16 protein-coding genes are annotated in these 19,749 nt (G+C 70.4%); 7 read left to right on the plus strand and 9 right to left on the minus strand.

What is annotated here, in order from left to right:
* The first annotated feature begins 26 nt into the window (after nt 1-26).
* Genes CEP17_RS08260 through CEP17_RS08270 form a run of 3 tightly spaced genes read left to right on the plus strand, consistent with a single transcriptional unit; the run spans nt 27 to nt 4,118 of the window.
* A complete protein-coding gene (locus CEP17_RS08260; protein ID WP_112931912.1) occupies nt 27-1,637 on the plus strand; it encodes a carboxyl transferase domain-containing protein in 1,611 nt (536 codons plus the stop codon).
* A gap of 4 nt (nt 1,638-1,641) precedes the next feature.
* Nucleotides 1,642-3,621, plus strand: a complete 1,980-nt coding sequence (locus CEP17_RS08265; protein ID WP_112931913.1) for a biotin carboxylase N-terminal domain-containing protein — start codon at nt 1,642-1,644, stop codon at nt 3,619-3,621.
* Complete coding sequence (locus CEP17_RS08270; RefSeq protein ID WP_036317571.1) at nt 3,618-4,118, plus strand: MaoC family dehydratase; 501 nt, start codon at nt 3,618-3,620, stop codon at nt 4,116-4,118. The genes CEP17_RS08265 and CEP17_RS08270 overlap by 4 nt, the downstream gene beginning before the upstream one ends.
* On the opposite strand, the gene CEP17_RS08275 is transcribed toward CEP17_RS08270, so the two are convergent.
* The 4 genes from CEP17_RS08275 to CEP17_RS08290 are packed head-to-tail and all read right to left on the minus strand — an operon-like array spanning nt 4,119 to nt 8,433.
* The gene (locus CEP17_RS08275; RefSeq protein WP_112931914.1) at nt 4,119-4,709 is read right to left on the minus strand and encodes a TetR/AcrR family transcriptional regulator; all 591 of its coding nucleotides are present in this window, start codon (nt 4,707-4,709) and stop codon (nt 4,119-4,121) included.
* Nucleotides 4,710-4,751: 42 nt separating this feature from the next.
* On the minus strand, nt 4,752-5,597 hold the full coding sequence (locus CEP17_RS08280) for a transglutaminase family protein (RefSeq protein ID WP_036317569.1): 846 nt from the start codon (nt 5,595-5,597) through the stop codon (nt 4,752-4,754).
* Entirely contained in the window at nt 5,594-6,526 is a 933-nt protein-coding gene (locus tag CEP17_RS08285) for an alpha-E domain-containing protein (RefSeq protein ID WP_005047726.1), read from the minus strand. The genes CEP17_RS08280 and CEP17_RS08285 overlap by 4 nt, the downstream gene beginning before the upstream one ends.
* The gene (locus tag CEP17_RS08290; protein WP_239498475.1) at nt 6,520-8,433 is read right to left on the minus strand and encodes a circularly permuted type 2 ATP-grasp protein; all 1,914 of its coding nucleotides are present in this window, start codon (nt 8,431-8,433) and stop codon (nt 6,520-6,522) included. The genes CEP17_RS08285 and CEP17_RS08290 overlap by 7 nt, the downstream gene beginning before the upstream one ends.
* Nucleotides 8,434-8,527: 94 nt before the next feature.
* Between CEP17_RS08290 and CEP17_RS08295 the strand changes: the two genes are divergently transcribed.
* Entirely contained in the window at nt 8,528-10,039 is a 1,512-nt protein-coding gene (locus CEP17_RS08295; RefSeq protein WP_112931915.1) for a molybdopterin-dependent oxidoreductase, read from the plus strand.
* Between the two features lie 13 nt (nt 10,040-10,052).
* Here the strand turns inward: CEP17_RS08295 and rocD are convergent, their stop codons facing one another.
* Together rocD and ddaH are read right to left on the minus strand one after the other, a co-directional pair.
* Nucleotides 10,053-11,276, minus strand: coding sequence for an ornithine--oxo-acid transaminase (gene rocD / locus CEP17_RS08300; protein ID WP_112931916.1), 1,224 nt, complete (start codon nt 11,274-11,276; stop codon nt 10,053-10,055).
* Nucleotides 11,273-12,115 (minus strand): dimethylargininase, encoded by an 843-nt coding sequence (gene ddaH, locus CEP17_RS08305; protein WP_036317551.1) that lies wholly within the window; start codon nt 12,113-12,115, stop codon nt 11,273-11,275. Before ddaH ends, rocD begins: the two co-directional genes overlap by 4 nt.
* Before the next feature lie 106 nt (nt 12,116-12,221).
* Between ddaH and CEP17_RS08310 the strand changes: the two genes are divergently transcribed.
* A complete protein-coding gene (locus tag CEP17_RS08310) occupies nt 12,222-12,977 on the plus strand; it encodes a hypothetical protein (RefSeq protein ID WP_112931917.1) in 756 nt (251 codons plus the stop codon).
* A gap of 111 nt (nt 12,978-13,088) precedes the next feature.
* Here the strand turns inward: CEP17_RS08310 and CEP17_RS08315 are convergent, their stop codons facing one another.
* Nucleotides 13,089-13,637 carry a GNAT family N-acetyltransferase gene (locus CEP17_RS08315; RefSeq protein ID WP_204359816.1) on the minus strand — a complete coding sequence of 183 codons (549 nt, stop codon included), beginning with the start codon at nt 13,635-13,637 and terminating at the stop codon, nt 13,089-13,091.
* The gene (locus CEP17_RS08320) at nt 13,634-17,356 is read right to left on the minus strand and encodes a bifunctional proline dehydrogenase/L-glutamate gamma-semialdehyde dehydrogenase (protein ID WP_112931918.1); all 3,723 of its coding nucleotides are present in this window, start codon (nt 17,354-17,356) and stop codon (nt 13,634-13,636) included. The genes CEP17_RS08315 and CEP17_RS08320 overlap by 4 nt, the downstream gene beginning before the upstream one ends.
* Before the next feature lie 137 nt (nt 17,357-17,493).
* Here CEP17_RS08320 and CEP17_RS08325 point away from each other — a divergent pair, with 137 nt between their 5' ends.
* A complete protein-coding gene (locus CEP17_RS08325) occupies nt 17,494-18,375 on the plus strand; it encodes a LysR family transcriptional regulator (RefSeq protein WP_112931919.1) in 882 nt (293 codons plus the stop codon).
* 19 nt (nt 18,376-18,394) lie between these two features.
* Here CEP17_RS08325 and CEP17_RS08330 read toward each other — a convergent pair whose 3' ends face one another.
* Nucleotides 18,395-18,955 carry an acyl-CoA thioesterase gene (locus CEP17_RS08330; protein ID WP_112931920.1) on the minus strand — a complete coding sequence of 187 codons (561 nt, stop codon included), beginning with the start codon at nt 18,953-18,955 and terminating at the stop codon, nt 18,395-18,397.
* Between the two features lie 143 nt (nt 18,956-19,098).
* Between CEP17_RS08330 and CEP17_RS08335 the strand changes: the two genes are divergently transcribed.
* Nucleotides 19,099-19,617 carry a GNAT family N-acetyltransferase gene (locus tag CEP17_RS08335; RefSeq protein WP_036289977.1) on the plus strand — a complete coding sequence of 173 codons (519 nt, stop codon included), beginning with the start codon at nt 19,099-19,101 and terminating at the stop codon, nt 19,615-19,617.
* Nucleotides 19,618-19,749 lie beyond the last annotated feature (132 nt).

Here is a 19,749-nt window from a genome sequence, read left to right on the forward strand (position 1 = left end):
GGTGGACAATCCTCGCCTCAGGCGCTATGTTCCTGATTGGGTTACTGATTGATAACCGAAATGAGGATGCCGTGTCGACGACGACGAACGGGTACCGCGAGCTCGTGGCGACGCTGCGCGAGGTGCGCGAGGAGGCCGCGCGGGGCGGCCCCGACAGCGCGCGCCAGCGGCACACCGCCCGCGGCAAACTCCTGGCTCGCGACAGGATCGACCTGCTGCTGGACCGCGGAAGCCCGTTCCTCGAACTCGCCCCCCTCGCCGCGCACGGTCTCTACGGCGGCGACGCTCCCGTCGCCGGCGTCATCGCCGGCATCGGCCTCGTCCACGGGCGGCACGTGATGGTCGTCGCCAACGACGCCACCGTCAAAGGCGGCACGTACTATCCGATGACGGTGAAGAAGCACCTGCGCGCGCAGGAGGTCGCGGCCGAGAATCGCCTCCCGTGCATCTACCTCGTCGACTCCGGCGGCGCGTTCCTGCCCCTCCAGGACGAGGTGTTCCCCGATCGCGAGCACTTCGGCCGCATCTTCTACAACCAGGCGCGGATGTCGCGCGACGGCATCGCGCAGATCTCCGCGGTGATGGGCTCCTCGACCGCCGGCGGCGCCTACGTCCCGGCGATGAGCGACGAGACCGTGATCGTGCGCGACCAGGGCACGATCTTCCTCGGCGGTCCGCCTCTGGTCAAGGCCGCGACCGGCGAGGTCGTCACGGCGGAGGAACTCGGGGGCGGGGTGACGCACTCGCGCATCTCGGGTGTCACCGATCATCTCGCCGAGAACGATCATCACGCCCTTCAGATCGTTCGCGACATCGTCGCGACGCTGCCGCGCTGGGCCGCGCTGCCGTACGAGCTCGGGCCGGCCGATCCGCCCGCGCACGACGCCGACACCCTCTACGACGTCGTCCCGGTCGAGCTGACGACTCCCTACGACGCGCGCGAGATCATCACACGGCTCGTCGACGGCAGCCGGTTCGCGGAGTTCAAGCAGGAGTACGGCGAGACCCTCGTCACCGGCTTCGCACACATCCACGGCCACCCGGTCGGCATCGTCGCCAACAACGGCGTCCTGTTCGCCGAGTCGGCGATGAAGGGGGCGCACTTCATCGAACTGTGCGACCAACGCGGCATCCCGCTGCTGTTCCTCCAGAACATCACCGGTTTCATGGTGGGGCGCGAATACGAGCACGGCGGCATCGCCAAGCACGGCGCGAAGATGGTCAACGCCGTCGCCTGCGCCCGCGTACCCAAGCTCACGGTCGTCGTCGGCGGGTCGTTCGGTGCCGGGACCTACTCCATGTGCGGTCGCGCCTACTCGCCGCGCTTCCTCTGGTTGTGGCCGGGAGCACGGGTGTCGGTCATGGGCGGCGCACAGGCGGCATCCGTGCTGTCCACCGTGCGGGGCGAGCAGCTCAGCGCCGCCGGCAACGCCTGGACCGAGGAGGAGAAGGCGGCGTTCGAAGCGCCCATCCGCGACCAGTACGAACGCCAGGGCAGCCCCTACTACTCCACCGCGCGGCTCTGGGACGACGGCGTGATCGAGCCCGCGCAGACCCGCGACGTGCTCGGACTCGCCCTCGACGTCGTCTCCCGTGTCCCGATGACCGACGCCGGGTACGGCGTCTTCCGGATGTGATCGCATGACCACCATCACGAAGGTGCTCGTCGCCAACCGCGGCGAGATCGCCGTGCGCATCATCCGTACGCTCCGGAGCCTCGGCATCCGCTCGGTCGCCGTCTTCAGCGACGCCGACGCGGATGCCGTGCACGTCCGCCTCGCCGACGAGGCGGTGCGCCTCGGGCCCGCCCCCGCCGCCCAGAGCTACCTGTCCATCGAGCGCGTGCTGGATGCCGCGCGGCAGACGGGCGCGCAGGCCGTCCACCCCGGTTTCGGCTTCCTTGCGGAGAACGCCGCCTTCGCGAGCGCCTGCGCCGAGGCCGGCGTCATCTTCATCGGCCCGAGCCCCGAGGCGATCGAGATCATGGGCGACAAGATCTCGGCCAAGCGGACGGTGGAAGCCCGGGGTGTGCCCACCGTTCCGGGGCTTGCGCGCGCCGGCCTCACCGACGCGGAACTGATCGACGGCGCTGGGGGAGTCGGCTTCCCCGTCCTCATCAAGCCCTCCGCGGGCGGAGGCGGCAAAGGGATGCACGTCGTCGAGGAGGAGGCGCAGCTTCCGGCCGCCGTCGCCGCCGCTCGGCGCGAGGCGGCGGCGTCCTTCGGTGACGACACCCTGTTTCTGGAGCGCTACGTCACGACGCCACGGCACATCGAAGTGCAGGTGATCGCCGACTCCCACGGCAACGTCGTGCACCTCGGCGAACGCGAGTGCTCGCTGCAGCGACGGCATCAGAAGGTCGTCGAGGAGGCTCCCTCTCCCCTGCTGGATGCCGCGACGCGTGCCCGCATCGGGGCCGCCGCATGCGAGACGGCGCGCAGCGTCGGGTACGTGGGCGCCGGCACCGTGGAGTTCATCGTCCCCGGGGACCGTCCGGACGAGTTCTTCTTCATGGAGATGAACACGCGCCTGCAGGTGGAACATCCCGTCACCGAACTCGTCACCAGCCTCGACCTGGTGGAGTTGCAGCTGCGTATCGCGGCGGGCGAGGCGCTGCCGTTCCGGCAACAGGACGTGCGCCTGAACGGCCACGCCATCGAGGTGCGCGTCTACGCCGAGGATCCGCAAGCGGGGTTCCTGCCCACCGGCGGCCGGGTCGAACGGGTCGTGCACCCGTCGGGACCCGGCATCCGCGTGGACACCTCGCTCGAGGACGGCCTCGACGTTTCCACCGACTACGACCCGATGCTCGCGAAGCTCATCGCGTGGGCTCCGAACCGCGAAGAGGCGCGGCGTCGTCTTGTGGATGCCATCGCCGAGACCGCGATCTTCGGGTTCGAGACCAACCTCACCTTCCTGAAGCTGTTGCTCGAGCGGCCCGAAGTCATCGCCGGTGAGCTCGACACCGGGCTCATCGCCCGCGTCTTCGAGCACCTGCCCTTTCCGGAGACCTCGGAGCGCACCTTCGCGGAAGCCGCGCTCGTCATGCACGCACAGCCGACCGGCACCACCGCGACGGGTCCGACAGGACCCTGGGCGCGCGCCGACGGATGGCGCCTGGGCGCGGCGGCGGCGACCGTCTTCGATCTGGAGACACCGGCGCGCCGCGCTCGCGTCCGCGTGTGGGCGTCGCCGCTGCGCGTCGCGGTCGACGACGGCGACCCGCAAGCGGCCACCGTCGCTCTCGACGACGGCCGGGCGAGCGTCGGCATCGGCGGTCACGGGCGTTCCTTCCCGTTCGCGGCGGGATCGGGCGGGGTCTGGCTCCGTACTGACGCAGACGCGGTTCTCGTGCGCGAGCACCGCGCGACATATGGAGCGGACCGCACCGCCGACGCCTCCCCCACACTCACCTCCCCTCTCCCGGGCACGGTCGTCATGGTGGCGGTCGACGAGGGCGCCCATGTCGAGGTGGGCGACGCGATCGTCGCGGTGGAGGCGATGAAGATGGAGCATGTGCTGCGCGCAACGGTGGGCGGCACCGTGCGGCTGACCGTCGCCGCCGGCGATCAGGTCGCCCGCGGCGGCGTCGTGGCCACGATCGAGAAGGAAGACGCATGAGCGACGGCATCGCCGCGGCACGGATCGAGCAGCGGGGGCTCTATTTCGAGGAGTTCATCGAGGGGGCGCTCTACGTGCATGCCCCCGGGCGTACCGTCACGGAAGCCGACAACGTGCTGTTCACGACGCTCACCATGAACACGCAGTCGCTCCACCTCGACGCGGCGTGGGCTGCGGGCACCGAGTTCGGGGAGCGCCTCGTCAACAGCATGTTCACCCTGTCGACGCTGGTCGGCCTGTCGGTCGCCCAGCTCACGCAGGGAACGATCGTGGCGAACCTGGGCTTCGGCCAGGTGACGTTCCCGGCGCCGGTACGCGTCGGCGACACCCTCTACGCCGAGACGGTCGTCGTCGGCACCCGCCTCTCGTCGTCCCGACCGGGGCAGGGCATCGTGGAGTTCGCGCACACGATGCGCAACCAGCGCAGCGAAGTGGTGGCCACCGCAACGCGCACCACCCTCATGCGATGCCTGCCCGCCGCGGCGACGGGTGCGTGATCACCCCTCGACCAGAGCCCGGCGCGCCATCGCGGCGAGGATGCCGGCGGCCTCCTCGCCACCGGCGGGCGCGCTGTGGGGCGTGGAGTTGAGCAGCCCGAAGACCCCGAGCAGCCGCGTCTCGCGTTCGGGCGCGCTCAGGCCGGGAACGGCGGATGCGAGCACGGTGTCCCAGTCCTGCACGTATTCGCGCTGCAGCCGCCGTACGCGCTGGTTCGTCTCGGCATCGAGTCCGGCGAGCTCCCGGTCTTGGATGCGGATGATGTCGGGGGCGGCGGTCGCGAAGCCGATGTGGAACGCGATCAGCTCGTCCAGCGCGGCACGCGCCGCGGCGGCATCCGTCACCGGGCCGGCACCGAGGATCTCCCGAGCGCCCTGGAGCAGACGCTCGCTCGCGTCGAGAAGCAGCTCCGCCAGCAGCGCATCCTTGCTCCGGAAGTGCTTGTACAGGGCCGGGCCGCTCATCCCGACGGCTTCCCCGATCTCGACGGTGGTCACCGCCGCGAATCCGCGCCGGGCGAAGAGCGCGGCGGCCTCCGTGAGCAGGCGTGCTCGACGATCAGCCTTCTGCGAGCTGCGCCACGTCGTCACCGGTTCAGCCTACCGAGCCGCTGCGCAGTCCCCGCGGAGGCGTCACGCTTCCCGGGTGATGGTGACCTTCACGTGCAGGTTGCTCTTGAACGGGCCGGCGTAGACGCCCCGCAGCGGCGGGATGTCGTTGTAGTCACGGCCGCGGCCGACCAGCACATGCCGGTCACCGATCTCGGCGTTGTTCGTCGGGTCGAAGCCCTGCCAGCCGCCCGAGAACCACTCCACCCAGGCGTGCGACTCACCCGTCACGGGCACGCCGACCTCGGCATCCGGCTGCGGATGCAGGTACCCCGACACATAGCGCGCGGGGATGCCGACTTCGCGCAGCGCCCCGAGGGTGATGTGGGTGATGTCCTGGCAGACCCCCTTGCGCTCCGCCCACGCCTCCGCACCGGTCGAATGCACCCCGGTGATGCCGTGCATGTACTCCATCGCGTCGCCCACGGCGGTCGCGATCTCCAGCGCCGCGCGGGCCGGTTCGTCGTGGCGGCCGGCGATGGTGCGCGCGAGCTCGGCGACCTCGGGGTGCGGACTGGTGCGGGTCGACTGCCCCAGCATCTCGACCGTGCCGATCGAGCGCACGCTCTCGGCAGCGAGCCGTTCCCAGCTCAGTTCGGGGAATTCGAGCGGACGCGGGCGCACCTCGACGAGAGAGCGTGCCGTGATCTCCAGCGCCCGGTGGCCGGCGAGCACGTCGAACGCGGCGACCCGGGTGCCGAAGTAGTCGAGGTAGTAGTTGACGCTCGTCGAGGGGTCGATGTCCAACTGCGAGCTCAGCACGAACTGACTGTCGGTCGAGATCGGCAGCATCCGCGCCTCGTTGTACGACGCCCCTACGTCTCCTTGATAGGCGAAGCCGGTGGTGTGCTCGATCCGCAGCCGCATCATGATGTCTCTCCGATCCAGCTCGGCTCGGCGTGCGTGGGGAAGAAGCGCCCGCGGATGGCTTCCGAGGCCTCCCGCGTGACCTTCTGCACACGCTCCATGTGATCGGGCAGCTCGCTGAGGATCTCGCCGATCGGCCGGTACTCGAGGTCGTTGCGGATGCGTCCCAGCGCCCGCAGCACGGTGTTGGAATGGCCGACGCGGTCGGCGACCGGATCGATCTCCCGCATGCACGCTTCGGCCTGGGCGATCGAGTAGATGATCGAGCGCGGGAACAGCCGGTCCAGCAGCAGGAACTCAGCTGCGTTGGACGCGCTCGGCATCCCGCGGTAGGTGCGTAGATACGCCTCGTAGGCGCCGCAGGAGCGCAGGATCGTCGTCCACGACGGACCGGATGCCTCGGTCAGCGCGCGCGTCGCGAGAAGCCGTGCGGTCATGTCGGTGCGTTCGATCGCCCGCCCCAGCGTCAGGAACTGCCACGCCTCGTCCCGGCTCGTGGAGGAGTCGGTGATGCCGACGGCGAGCGCGGAGCGCTCCCGCACCCACTGGAAGAACTCGTGCACCTTCTCGTTGTGCAGGCGGCGCGGCATCCGAGAATTGGTCGTGTTCAGGGTCTCCCACAGCTCCGTCGAGACGATCTCGCGCGCCCGGCGGGCGTTCTCTCGCGACGCCTGCACGGCGTAGGCGATGCTCGACGGATTGGCGCGGTCGACGGCGAGGCTGGTCAGCACGTCGGAGCGGGTGACCTCGACCGTCGGCGGTGGCGGCACCGAGCCCATGACACCCATGAGCGAGCGGCACGCCGTGTCCTCATCGATCCACGGGTCCTCCAGCAGCAGCTGGAGGTGCACGTCGAGGATGCGCGCGGTGCCGTCGCTGCGCTCGATGTAGCGCCCGATCCAGAACAGGCTCTCGGCGATGCGGCTCAGCATGGCGTCACCTCCACATCCGCACCCGCGGCACGCACCGCACCCGCAGCATCCGCGCGTCCCCCTTGCAGCCCACCGTGTCCCACTTGTTGCACACCGTGTCCCACTTCTGGTCGCCCCAGACCCTTGCAGACGACAGATTCTGGGACATGCTGGCGGGTGGATGCCGTGGCATCCCGCACCGGCGGCTGTCGCCGCACCGGCGACTGTCGCCGCACCGCCGGCTGTCGCTTCACCTCCTGGGTGTCGCGGCCCTGCTGCTGCTGCTCCTGCTGCTCCTGCGTGCTCAGAGGACGATCCTGCGGGGAATGCGACTGCTCCCCCTGCGCGTCGTAGATGATCGGGATCGCCTCGGTGACCGAGGCCTGATCGGCGACCAGACCCGCCAGGCCGCCCGCGGTCTGCACGACGCGGTCACCGCGGTGGGGGGCGTCGCCGCCGACGATCCAGGTGTCCTTCGAGCCGCCACCCTGTGAGGAGTTGACGACGAGCTGCCCCTCCGGCAGGGCCACGCGCGTCAGGCCCCCGGGCAGCACCCAGACCTCGTCGCCGTTGTTGACCGCGAACGGACGGAGGTCCGCATGGCGCGGGCGCATCCCGTCCTCGACGAGGGTCGGGATGGTCGAGAGCATCACGACCGGTTGAGCGATCCACCCACGCGGGTCGCGGATGAGCTTCTTGCGCAGCTTCTCGAGCTCGGCGGGCGACGCGTCGGGGCCCACCACGAGGCCCTTTCCGCCCGAGCCGTCGACCGGCTTCACGACGAGCTCGTCCAGCCGGTCGAGCACCTCTTCGAGGGCGGCCGGCTCCTCCAGCCGCCACGTGTCCACGTTCTTGAGGATCGGCTCCTCCGCGAGGTAGTAGCGGATGAGGTCGGGCACGTACGTGTAGAGCAGCTTGTCGTCGGCCACCCCATTGCCCACGGCATTGGCGATCGTCACGTTGCCCAGCCGCGCGGCGAGCATGAGGCCGGGCGCTCCCAGCATCGAATCGGCGCGGAACTGCAGCGGGTCGAGGAAGTCGTCGTCCACACGGCGGTAGATGACGTCGACGCGGCGCGGCCCGCGAGTGGTGCGCATGAAGACCTTGCCTCCGACGCACTGCAGGTCGCGCCCTTCGACCAGCTCGACGCCCATGAGGCGTGCGAGCAGCGTGTGCTCGAAGTAGGCCGAGTTGTACACACCCGGCGTCAGCACGACGACGTTCGGGTCGTCGATGCCGGGCGGGGCCGAGGCGCGAAGGGCCTGCAGCAGCTTGTTGGGGTAGTCGCCGACCGGGCGCACCCGCATCGAGACGAACAATTCGGGCAGCGTCTGGGCCATGACCCGGCGGTTGGAGATGACGTAGCTGACGCCGGACGGCACCCGCACGTTGTCTTCGAGAACCCGCATCTCGCCGTTCTCGTCGCGGATGAGGTCGATGCCGGCCACCTGGATGCGCACCCCGTTGGCCGAGTGGATGCCGGCGGCCTGGCGGTAGAAGTACTGGCTGGAGGCGATCAGCGCGGCCGGCAGCACGCCGTCGCGCACGCAGTGCTGGTGGCCGTAGGCGTCGTCGAGGAACGCCTCGAGGGCGCGCACGCGCTGCTGCACGCCCTTCTCGATGTTCGACCACTCGTCGTACTGGATCACACGGGGCACGGCGTCCAGCGGAAACGGACGCTCCTCTCCGGCGAAGTCGAAGGTCACGCCCTGCGCGAGGTACGAGCTGGCGAGCGACTCGGTGCGTCCGCGCAGCTCCTCCTGAGTCATCTTGGCGAGCGCCTGATACAACTCTCGGTAGGCCGGACGAGAGGTCGCCGCGGCGCCGGCGGAGGCGGGCGCGGCGAACATCTCGTCGAAGGCCGGAACGCCGGAGACGGTCTTGCGCGGAGCCAGCGTCGAGCCGTATCCGTCGAACAGGTCACCCATGCCATGAGCCTAGTCCGGGCCGTGTTTCCTGAGTGTGACGACGGATGCCGCGGCATCCGCCCGCGCGCCGTCCGCGGCGACTTAGGATCAGCGCATGCGTACGCGAGCACGGGCAGCCGCCGCCGGCGCGGCCTCCGCCGCCTTCGGTGCCGGGCTCGGCGAGCTTGCCGGCGCCCTCGTGGGGGCGAGTCCCATCGCCGCCGTCGGCGGGGCACTGATCGACCTCGCCCCGCCGTGGGGAAAGGACCTCGCGATCGCCTTGTTCGGCACCGGCGACAAGGCGGCGCTCGTCACCGCGGTCGCCATCGCGCTGCTGCTGATCGGAGCCGGCGCCGGTCTGCTCGCCCGCCGCTCGATGGGCGCCGCGCAGGCTCTCGTCGTCGTGCTGGGGCTGGTGGGCGCGGTGGCCGCCGTGTCACGGGCCGATGCCGCCGCGCTGGCCGTCGTGGCCCCCGCCGTGGGCGCCGGCGCCACGCTCCTCGCCCTGAGCCTGCTCGCGCCGCCCGCCGTGACCGCGCCCTCCGCCGACGATGCCGCGGGCACCTCCCGCCGCACCTTTCTCCTGTGGACCGCCGGCGCGGCGGCGACGGGCGCTCTGGCCGCCCTCGGCGGGTGGGCGCTGCAGACGGGGGCCCGTGCCGCGACCGCGGTTCGCGCGGCGATCACGCTTCCGCGCGCCACGAAGACGGTGAGCGTGCCGGCCGGCGCCGACCTCGGCATCCCGCAGCTCGCGCCGGTCATCACGCCCACGGGCGATTTCTACCGGATCGACACGGCGCTCGCGGTGCCGCAGATCGACCCGGCGACCTGGCGACTGCGTATCCACGGCAAGGTCGACACCGAGGTGGAGATCGGCTGGGACGAGTTGCTCGCCCTTCCCCTGGAAGAGAGCGTGACCACCCTCACGTGCGTCTCGAACGAGGTGGGCGGCGATCTGATCGGCACTGCGCGCTGGCTCGGCTACCCGATCCGACACCTGCTGTCGCGGGCCGGCGTGCAGGCGGATGCCGACATGGTGCTCTCGACGTCGATCGACGGCTTCACGGCCGGCACCCCGCTGGAGGCGCTCACCGACGAGCGCAATGCGATCCTCGCCGTCGGGATGAACGGTGAGCCGCTTCCGCTCGCCCACGGCTTCCCCGTGCGGATGGTCGTGCCGGGCTTGTACGGCTATGTGTCGGCGACGAAGTGGGTGACCGACCTGGAGGTCACCCGTTTCTCCGATGCGCAGGGGTACTGGACGCCGCGCGGGTGGTCGGAGCGGGGCCCGATCAAGCTCGCCAGCCGCATCGACGTGCCCCGGCGCGGCGACACGGTCGCGGCCGGCGACACGGTGATCGCCGGCGTCGCCTGGCAGCAGCACGTGGGCGTTCGCGGTGTGCAGGTGCAGATCGACGGCGGCGAGTGGCAGGACGCGACGCTCGCGACCGCCATCTCGGCCGACACCTGGGTGCAGTGGTCGCTCCCGTGGCGGGCGACGGCGGGACAGCACACGATCGTGGCCCGCGCGATCGGCATCGACGGGCAGCCGCAGACGCAGACGGTCGCCCCACCGGCGCCGGACGGCGCGACCGGGTGGCCGCGGGTCTCGGTCTCCGTGACCTGAGGCCGGGCGGGGCTCAGCCCTCCAGGACGAGCCGTAGCTGCTCGATCGCCCAGTCCAGCTCGGTGGCCCGGACCACGAGCGGCGGAGCGATGCGGATCGTCTGGCCGTGCGTGTCTTTCACGAGAACCCCCCGCGCGAGCAGCCGCGCGGCGATCTCGCGTCCCGTCCCCCGTGTCGGATCGATGTCGACGCCCGCCCAGAGCCCCGCGACGCGGATCGCGGTGACGCCATTGCCGACAAGGGGCTCGAGGGTGGCCTCCAGGTGCGCACCGAGCGCGGTGGCGCGCGCCTGGAACTCGCCCGATGCCAGCATCTGCACCACCTGAGCACCGATGGCCGCCGCGAGCGGGTTGCCCCCGAACGTGGACCCGTGCTCGCCGGGACGGATGACCCCGAGGACGTCGCGGTCGGCGACCACCGCCGACAGAGGCACGATCCCGCCGCCGAGCGCCTTGCCCAGCAGGTACACGTCGGGCACGACCTGTTCGCGGTCGCACGCGAACGTCGTGCCGACCCGCGCGAGCCCGGACTGGATCTCGTCCGCGATGAAGAGCACGCCCTCCCGGTCGCACAGCGCGCGGATGGCGCGCAGATACCCGTCGGGCGGAATGACGACACCGGCCTCGCCCTGGATCGGCTCCACGAGCACAGCGGCGGTGTTCTCGTCGATCGCGGCGGCGATGGCGTCGGCATCCCCGTAGGGCACGCGGACGAATCCGGGCGTGAAGGGGCCGAAGCCGGCGCGAGCCTGCTCGTCGTCGCTGAAGCCGACGATCGTCGTGGTGCGCCCGTGGAAGTTGCCGTCGGCGACGATGATGGTCGCGGCATCCGCGGCCACCCCCTTCGTGCGGTACGCCCATGCGCGGGCGACCTTGATACCCGTCTCGACGGCTTCCGCACCGGTGTTCATCGGCAGCACGAGGTCCTTGCCGGACAGCTCCGCGAGCGCCGCGGCGAAGGTGCCGAGCTGATCGTTGTGGAACGCTCGACTCGTCAGCGTGACCCGGCCCAGCTGCGCGGTGGCCGCGGCCACCAGGGCGGGGTGGCGGTGACCGAAGTTGAGGGCGGAGTAGGCGGCCAGCAGATCGAGGTAGCGCTTGCCCTCGACGTCGGTCACCCAGGCCCCCTCACCGCGGGCGATGACGACCGGCAGCGGGTGGTAGTTGTGCGCGACGTGCTCGTCCTCGGCCGCGATGAGGGCGGCGGAGGATTCGTCGATGGAGATGGCGGAGCTCATTTCATTCCTCGCAGTTCGAGCGTGCAGCATTTGATGCCCCCGCCGCCGAGCAGCAGCTCTGACAGGTCGACGGGAACGGGAACGTAGCCCCGATCGCGCAGCTGGGCATCGAACCCGGTGGCGCGCGGGGAGAGGAAGACGTGACGGCCATCGGATGCCGCGTTCAGGCCGAACACGGCGCCGTCCTCGTCCGACACGAGGATCGCGTCGGGGTAACGCTCTTCCAGCAGCCGCAGCGACGCCTCGTCGAACGCCGAGGGCAGGTAGGCGATGTTCGCGGCATCCACCCCGCCCTCACCTTCGACCGGGTCGAGCACGCAGATCGCGGTGTCGAGGTGGTAGAACCGAGGATCGATCAGGCGGAGGGAGACGACCTCGCGGCCGAAGACATCGGCGACCTCGCGATGACTGTCACCGGTGGAGCGGAATCCGGTGCCGGCGAGGATCGTGTCGCCGACGAGAAGGAAGTCCCCCTCGCCCTCCTGCACCTCGACCGGTTCGATCACCTCGAAGCCGGCGGCGGCGAACCAGTCCATGAACGCACGCTCTTCCCCTCGCCGTTCCGGAACACGAAAGCGGACTCCGAGCGCTCGGCCGTCGACGACGAAACCGCCGTTGGCCGTGTAGACCATGTCGGGAAGTCCCGGCAGCGGGTCGATCAGTTCGACCTCGTGCCCGAGGGCGAGATACGTGTCGTACAGCGTCTGCCACTGACGCACGGCCTTGGCCGTGTCGGTCGGTCGCGCCGGCTCCATCCACGGATTGATCGAATAGCGCACCGTGAAGTACTCCGGTCGGCACATCAGGTAGCGGCGGTGGTGGGCGATACGGTCGGGCATTCGAGATCCTCGTTCCTCGCCATCCCCATTCTGCCAGAGCACCCTCGGCATCCGCCGCGACTGTCAAGACCGTTGCGGGTTTCATTCCCCTGAGTAGATTCGTCCCATGGCCCGCCGCACGGGAGAGGAAACGCGCGCACTGTTGTTGCGCGTCGGCATGCAGATGCTGCTGGAGCGCGGCGTGGCGGCCGGTGTGCAGCACATCCGTCTGCAGGAAGTACTGCGACGGGCGGGGCTGACCACCGGCGCGGCGTATCGGTTGTGGGCCGATCAGAGCGACTATCAGCGTGACCTCGCAGTGGCGATGGTGCGGCTGCGCATCCGCAGCGACCCCGCCGAGTACCCGCGCGCCGCGATCGAGGATCTCGTCGCGGCGGGTGCCGACGGTGACGAGGTGATCCGCACGGCGACTGCCGCGCATGTGCAGAGCATCACACTCGACACCGACGATCCGACCCACGATCTGGACGCGCAGCAGTTCCTCGTGACTCTGGCCCTGCGGGCGACAGCCGAGACCTGGCCCGAGCTGCAGGAGGCGACCCGAGAGCGCCATCAGGGATCCATCGCGGCGTTCGCGCAGTTCTACGTCTACCTCATGGAGGCGTACGGGCTGCGTCTGCGCTCTCCGCTCACCATCGAAGACTTCACCGAGCTGCTGGCCGCGATGTCGGAGGGGTTCGCGTTGCGGGCGATCGAGGGCATTGCCCACCCGATCGTCGCGGCGAGCGCATCGGACGAATTCCCCGAAGGCGCATGGACCCTTCTCGGTCTCGGAGTGCGCGCACTGGTGTATGGGCTGATGGTTCCGGTCGAGACGGACGAGCGCGACTGCGAATCGGGCGGGAGCTCTGGGGTCGAGTGAATCCCCCGGCCCCAGAGCGACACTCCCCCCGGCGTGTCACAAGACGGTCCGATCGGACGCGCAACCGCGCGTGAGCCGATCCCCGTCTGGCGCTCCCCAGATGCGCCAGAATCATGCTCGCTCGCGCGACCTTCCATCGCCAGAAAGATAAGTTGTTTCTCTCGCTGGGGCGTCGGCGACGGTTGCGTTCCACACCTTCACGAGGCGCTCGTCGGTCTCGGTCGCCGTGCGCGCCAGGCCCTCGGCATCCACATAGTCATAGGTGACCGTGGACATCTCACCCGTTGCGACGTAGCCCAGGCGCTCGTACAGGCGCCGCGCAGCGGGGTTGTCCACGGCGACGCCCAGGCTCAACCGGGTATGGCCGTGTGCACACATCCACGCTTCGGCGGCGACGACGAGCGCCGTGCCGACGCCCTGACCCCGGCGGTCCGGCCGGACGTTCAGGTTCTTCAGCTCGATCGGCGCCGCGCCGAGATCGAGCTGTCCCGACCCGACCGGGACGTCGCCGACCCACGCGACCAGCAGCATGCTGCGGCCGAGCACCTGAAGCCGCCACATCTCGCGGACGAAGCCCTTGCCGGCTGGCTCATCCGCCTCGATCCGATCGACGTCGGATGCCGCGAGTTCGCGGATCCGGACAAGGGGCTCCCCCGTCATATGACGTCTGCGCTCCAGTCGTCGGGGTTGCCGAAGCGGTGCGCGGTGATCGACACGGCCTGCTCGCGCAGGAATGGCAGCAGTTCGATGCGGCCGGCGGTGGTGACCTCTCCGGCGTAGACGGCGATGTCGACGTCACCGTCGGTCGCACTGACGAGGGCGTCGTGGATGCGGGCGACGGATGCCGCCGGCCCGACCAGCCGCACGCGCGGTGCGTCACCGTCTTCGCGTGCCGCCTGCAGGCGCTCGATCCACTGCTCGTCGGTCTCGACGAACACCGCGATGTCGAGATCACCGAGTGCGCGACGCACGCCGGCCGGAAGCCCCACCGGTGCACTGATCGTCATCCCGCCACCCGCGCGAACGCCTGCCACCACGACGCGCAGCAGGGCCTGCCACGCGGCATCCTTCGTCGCGCGCACCGCCACCTCGACGGGCCGATACCGGAAGAGGTTCCGCTCCACACCGAGCCGTGACACGTCCTTGACGCGGCCGAACTCCCGATCCCAGGCGACCGCGTCCGACAGCGCACCCCGGCGCAGCCATTCGAAGGCCTCGTAGTCCAGCGAGGGCTGGGCCGACTCGATGAGCGTGGTGATGCGCCCGTCGAGCCCGCGCAGGTGCAGCGTCGACGAGGGCGCGCCCCCGGCGGATGCGCGCCACGAGCCGAGTCCGACGAGATAGTTGGGGCCGCCGGCTTTCGTCCCCGCCCCCACCGACGAGCGCTTCCAGCCGCCGAACGGCTGGCGCTGCACGATCGCACCGGTGATGCCGCGGTTGACGTAGAGGTTGCCCGCCTCGACCTGATCGAGCCACAGCTCGAGGTCGGCCGGGTCCTGCGTGTACAGCCCCGCCGTCAGGCCGTACGCGACGGCGTTCTGCAGCTCGACCGCCTCCGACAGCGAGGAGGCGTGCATGATGCCGAGCATCGGGCCGAAGAACTCCTCGAGGTGCGTGCGCGAGCCCGGCCGCACCCCGACGCGGATGCCGGGCCGCCACAGGCGCCCGGCCAGAGCAGCATCGGCGTCGGCCGAACCCTCGATGAGTTCGGGAGCGACCAGCCAGCTCTCACCTTCCTCGAGGGTCGTGAGGGCCCACTCGAGCTTGCCGCGCGGCGTCTCGATCACCGGCCCGACCTCGCTCAACGGGTCGGAGGGCGCTCCCACGCGCAGTGAGCGGACGGCATCGACGAGCTGGCGCGCGAACCGCTCCGAGCGCGCCACCGGTCCCACCAGGATCGCGAGCGAGGCGGCGGAGCACTTCTGCCCGGCGTGACCGAAGGCGCTCTTCACCAGATCGGATGCCGCGAGATCCAGGTCGGCGGACGGCATGACGATCATGGCGTTCTTGCCGCTCGTCTCGGCGAGCAGCGGCAGGTCGCGCCGCCAGGAGCGGAACAGCTGCGCGGTCTCCCACGAGCCGGTGAGAATCACGCGATCCACATCGGGGTGCGCGATCAGCTGCTGGCCGTGCTCCTCCTCGTCGACGTCGACCAGCGCGAGGATGTCGCGGTCGACGCCCTCGAGGTCCAACGCCGCCCAGACGGCCTCGGCGACCACGGCCGCGCAGCGGCGCGCCTGAGGAGCCGGCTTGAACACGACACCCGAGCCCGCCGCGAGCGCAGCGAGCACTCCGCCCGCGGGGATCGCGACGGGGAAGTTCCAGGGCGGCGCGACCACCGTGAGCGCCGCAGGCACGAAGACCGCGCCGCTCACCCGATCGAGCTCGCGCGCCGTCGCCGCGTAATAGTTGGCGAAGTCGACGGCTTCGCTGACTTCGACATCGGCTTCGGCGAACACCTTGCCGGTCTCGCTCGCGGCCACCTCGATGAGCTCGCCGCGCCGAGCCTCGAGCGCACGCGCGACCGCACGCAGAACCTTCGCTCGATCGTCCGCGGGCACGGCGCCCCACCGTGTGCCGGCGGCCCGAACGCGCGCGACCGTCTCTTCGAGGGACGCCGAATCGTCGATGCGCGCAGCGGCGATGGTCGACTCTCCGGCGCTCGACCCGGCGATCCGCGCCAGAATCTCGTCGGCCCAGGCACGGTTGGCCGGCAGCGCGGGGTCCGTGTCGGGCGCGTTCGCGAACCCCGGCGCACCCTCGGCGCGGACGGATTCACGGAGGTCGAAGACCGCGGTGTCGACGAACGACCCGCCGTCACCCCGACCGTCGGCGATGCCGAGAACCACCTGCGTCAGATCGCCGTCGGCGGCTCCCTCCGCCGTTTCGACTGCGGGCTCCGGACGGGTGAGGGCGGGGGTCGCTCCGCGGCGCGCCGCGTCGTCCCGCCGCGTCTGCGTGCGCTGTGGCCCGACGGGAAGCGCGGGGTCGGCCGCCCGCTGCAGCGAGGCGAGGAAGCGGTCGCGCTCCCGCGCGAACATCGCCGGATCCTCGGCAAGGTCGAAAGCGGCCGAGAGGAAGTTGTCGCTCGACGCGTTCTCCTCCAATCGGCGCACGAGGTAGCTGATGGCCACATCGAACTCGTCGGGCCGCACGACCGGCACGTACAGCAGCACGTGGCCGACCTCGCGCGAGACCGCCGCCACCTGTCCCTGTGCCATGCCGAGGAGCATCTCGAACTCGACGTCGTCCCGGACGCCACGTTCCCCCGCGAGCAACCACGCGTACGCGATGTCGAAGAGGTTGTGGCCGGCGACGCCGAGGCGCACCGCGCGCGAGTTCTCCGGTCGCAGCGCCTCGTCGAGGCACCGGAGGTAGCTGGCGTCGGCGTCGAGCTTGCTCGCATGGGTGGCCAGCGGCCAGCCGTGCATGACGGCATCCACCCGTTCCATCGCGAGGTTCGCGCCCTTGACGAGTCGCACCTTGATGCGGGCGCCCCCGCCGTCGACCCGCTGCTGAGCCCAGGCGGTGAGCTGCCGCAGGGCCGGCAACGCATCGGGAAGGTAGGCCTGCAGGACGACGCCCGCCTCCAGGTCACGCAGCCGCGGATCCTTCAGCAGCCGGGTGAACACCGCGATCGTCAGATCGAGGTCGCGGTACTCCTCCATGTCCAGATTGATGAACGTCTGAGCGGACTCGGGCCCCGCCGAGGAGGCGGCCGTCAGGTACAGCGGGAGCAGGCGGTCGATCACCCGGTCGACGACCTGGTCGAAGGCCCACATCGAGATGTGGCTCGCGATGGCCGACACCTTCACCGAGACGTAGTCGACGTCGTCGCGACGGATGAGATCGTGGATGCCCTCCAGGCGGCGCAGCGCTTCGGCTTCGCCCAGCACGGCTTCGCCCAGGAGGTTCAGATTGAGGCGCGCACCGGATTCCCGGATGGCCGTCAGGGCGGGGCCCAGCTTGTCGGGCCGGGCATCGACGATGAGGTGCCCGACCATCTCGCGCAGCGCTTTGCGCGCGATCGGCACCGTCGGAGCCGGAAGAATCGGCCCGACGGCACCCGCGGTGCGCACCGCCGCCCGCAGGTACCAGGGCAAGAACTGCGGAACCAGAGGCGCCACGCGCTGCAGGTTCGCCGCGGCGGCGCTCAACGACTCGGGACGCATGACACCGTCGACGAAGCCGATCGTGAACGGCAGACCGTGCGGATCCTTGAGCACGCCCGCCAGCCGTTCGGCGGCGGGATCGACGTGGGCAGCCGCAGACTCGTCCACCCAGCGTCGCGCCAGCGAGATGGCGCTGTCGGCGAGCGCGGATGCCGAAGGAGGCGTGGTGGTGTCGTCGGTCACGTCTCCAGAGTGCACTGTGTCCATGCGTCCAGCGTGAGGCACGCATATGATTCGGCAAAAGCGATGATCTTTGACGGATATCGTTCGATGACGGCGATGTTTTCTCCGGCGCGACCACGACGCAGCCGAGACGACGGCGACGGGTGACGGAAGGAGCGCGCGTGTTCGAGTTGAGACGCCTCCGACTGCTGCACGAACTCGCCCAGCGCGGCACGATCGCCGCCGTCGCACAGGCGTTGGCGTACAGCCCGTCCACGATCTCGCAGCAGTTGTCGCAGTTGGAGCGCGAGGCGGGAGTGGCGCTGCTCGCTCCGGATGGACGCCGCGTGCGGCTGACCGCGCACGGCGAGGCGCTGGCCGCCTACGCGGCGCGCGCCCTCGATGCCGACGAGGAGATCCGCGGTGAACTGGAAGACACCCGCCTCGGTATCGCGCCGGTGCGTCTCGCCGTGCTGCAGACGGCCGCCCGCGCTCTCGTGCCCGCAGCCCTGACCCTGCTCGCCGAGCGGACGCCGGGCCTGCGCGTGGAGATCTCCGAGCTGCCGCCCGAAGAGGGGCTCTTCGAGCTCGGAGCGCGCGGCTTCGACCTCGCGATCGCCGAGCAGTACCCGGGGCTCACTCGCCCGCACCGATCGGCGCTCGATCGGGATCTGCTCGGTGTCGATCCGATCCGGCTGGCGACGGCGCGCGCCATCGGGCCGCTGGCCGACCTGGCCGAACACGCCTGGGTGATGGAGCCGCGCGGCACGGCGGCGCGCGAGTGGGCGATGCAGCAGTGCCGCGCCGCCGGGTTCGAGCCGGATGTCCGCTTCGAGCTCGCCGACCTCAGCGGGCATGCCGAGCTGATCGCCGCCGGTCACGCCGTCGGGCTGCTGCCCGATCTGCTGTGGGCCGGCGGTGCGCCCCCGGTGCACCTCAGCGCGCTTCCGGGCGACCCGTCGCGTGAGATCTTCACGGCCGGTCGCCGATCCAGCCGCAACCGTCCCGGCATCCGCAGCGTCCGCGAGGCTCTCGCCGACGCGTTCGTCGCGCGTCGGGTCTGACGCCGGCATCCCTGCGGGGTCAGTCCCACTCGCTCGGCGCGGGGGCCTTCGTCGAGGGCAGCGCGCTGTCGCGAGCCCAGTCGGCCACCCACTGCGGCAGCGGTGGGAGATCATCCGGCCGCTCGAGCGCCTCGAAGAGCTCCTCGGTGTTCACCACGCCGCCGGTGCGGCGCAGGAAGCGCGCGCGGACGATCATCTCGGCGTAGACCTCGCCGTCCACGACCGCGCGGTGCATCTGGTAGACGGCCTTGTCATCGTGGGCGTACAGGCGGGATTCGACCGTGAAGCGCTGCCAGAGCTGCAGCGACTTGCGGAAGGTCACCGTCTCGCTGGCGACCACCGCGTACCAGCCCTGCGCGTTCATCGCATCCCAGATGCCGGTGCGGATCAGCAGGTCGAAGCGGCCGAGGTCGAACAGCGAGGCGTATCGACCGTTGTTCATATGGCCGAGCAGATCGATGTCGGTGGGCAGCGTCCGAAGCCGCAGCCGACCGACACTGCGTGGCGGCATGGGGCCGCGCCGATGCAGCAGCACCTTCGCGCGCCAGATCGTCAGGAGGGTCCGCCACCATACATTCACGAAGCGCGATGCTAGCGGATTCCCCGATGGGCTCCCGGCATCTCTTGTGGGGTTCCCACAGTCCTCGTGGTGTCGCCACGACGAGGGTGGAGCGCGGCATCCATCGATTTCGTGAATCGGAAGGGCCGCCGTAGAGTCTGGCCATGGAAGCCCCCACCGACATCACCGCGCAGACCGACACCGTCGTCCGTCCCGTTCGTGACGTGGATGCCGAGGCCCTCGGACGGGTCCACGCGACGTGCTGGCACGAGACCTACGACCACCTCATCAGCAAGGCCGCTCTCGAGAACGTCTCTCCCAAGCGCCTCGCCGAGCTGTGGACGCACTGGGCCCAGCAGGGCCCCGAGTTCAAGATGTTCGCCGCCCTCGTCGGCGGCGAGATCGTCGGATTCGCCGGCTCGGGCCCGGCGCGCGACCGCGACGCTCCGCGCACGCGTGAGCTCTACTTCATCTACCTGCTCGACCAGTTCCACGGCACCGGCATCGGGCAGCAGCTGTTCGACGCGACGGTCGACGCCGACGAGGAGCTCTACCTCTGGGTCGCCGCGGACAACCCGCGTGCTCACCGCTTCTACGCGCGCAACGGTTTCACGCTCGACGGCGCCACGCACACCGAGCCGTTCCTCGGCGAGACGCTCACCGAGGTCCGCTTCGTGCGCTGATCGCGCCTGCCGCGTCGCGGGTTCTGCCGGCCCCACCGCGCTGACGAACTCCGCAGATTCTGACGAACTCCGCATCCAGATCGCCGATCGGATGCGGAGTTCGTCGCATTCTGCGGAGATGCTCCGCTGAGC

Origin of the sequence: Microbacterium sp. PM5 (assembly GCF_003293595.1) — a bacterium.
Lineage (GTDB): Bacteria > Actinomycetota > Actinomycetes > Actinomycetales > Microbacteriaceae > Microbacterium.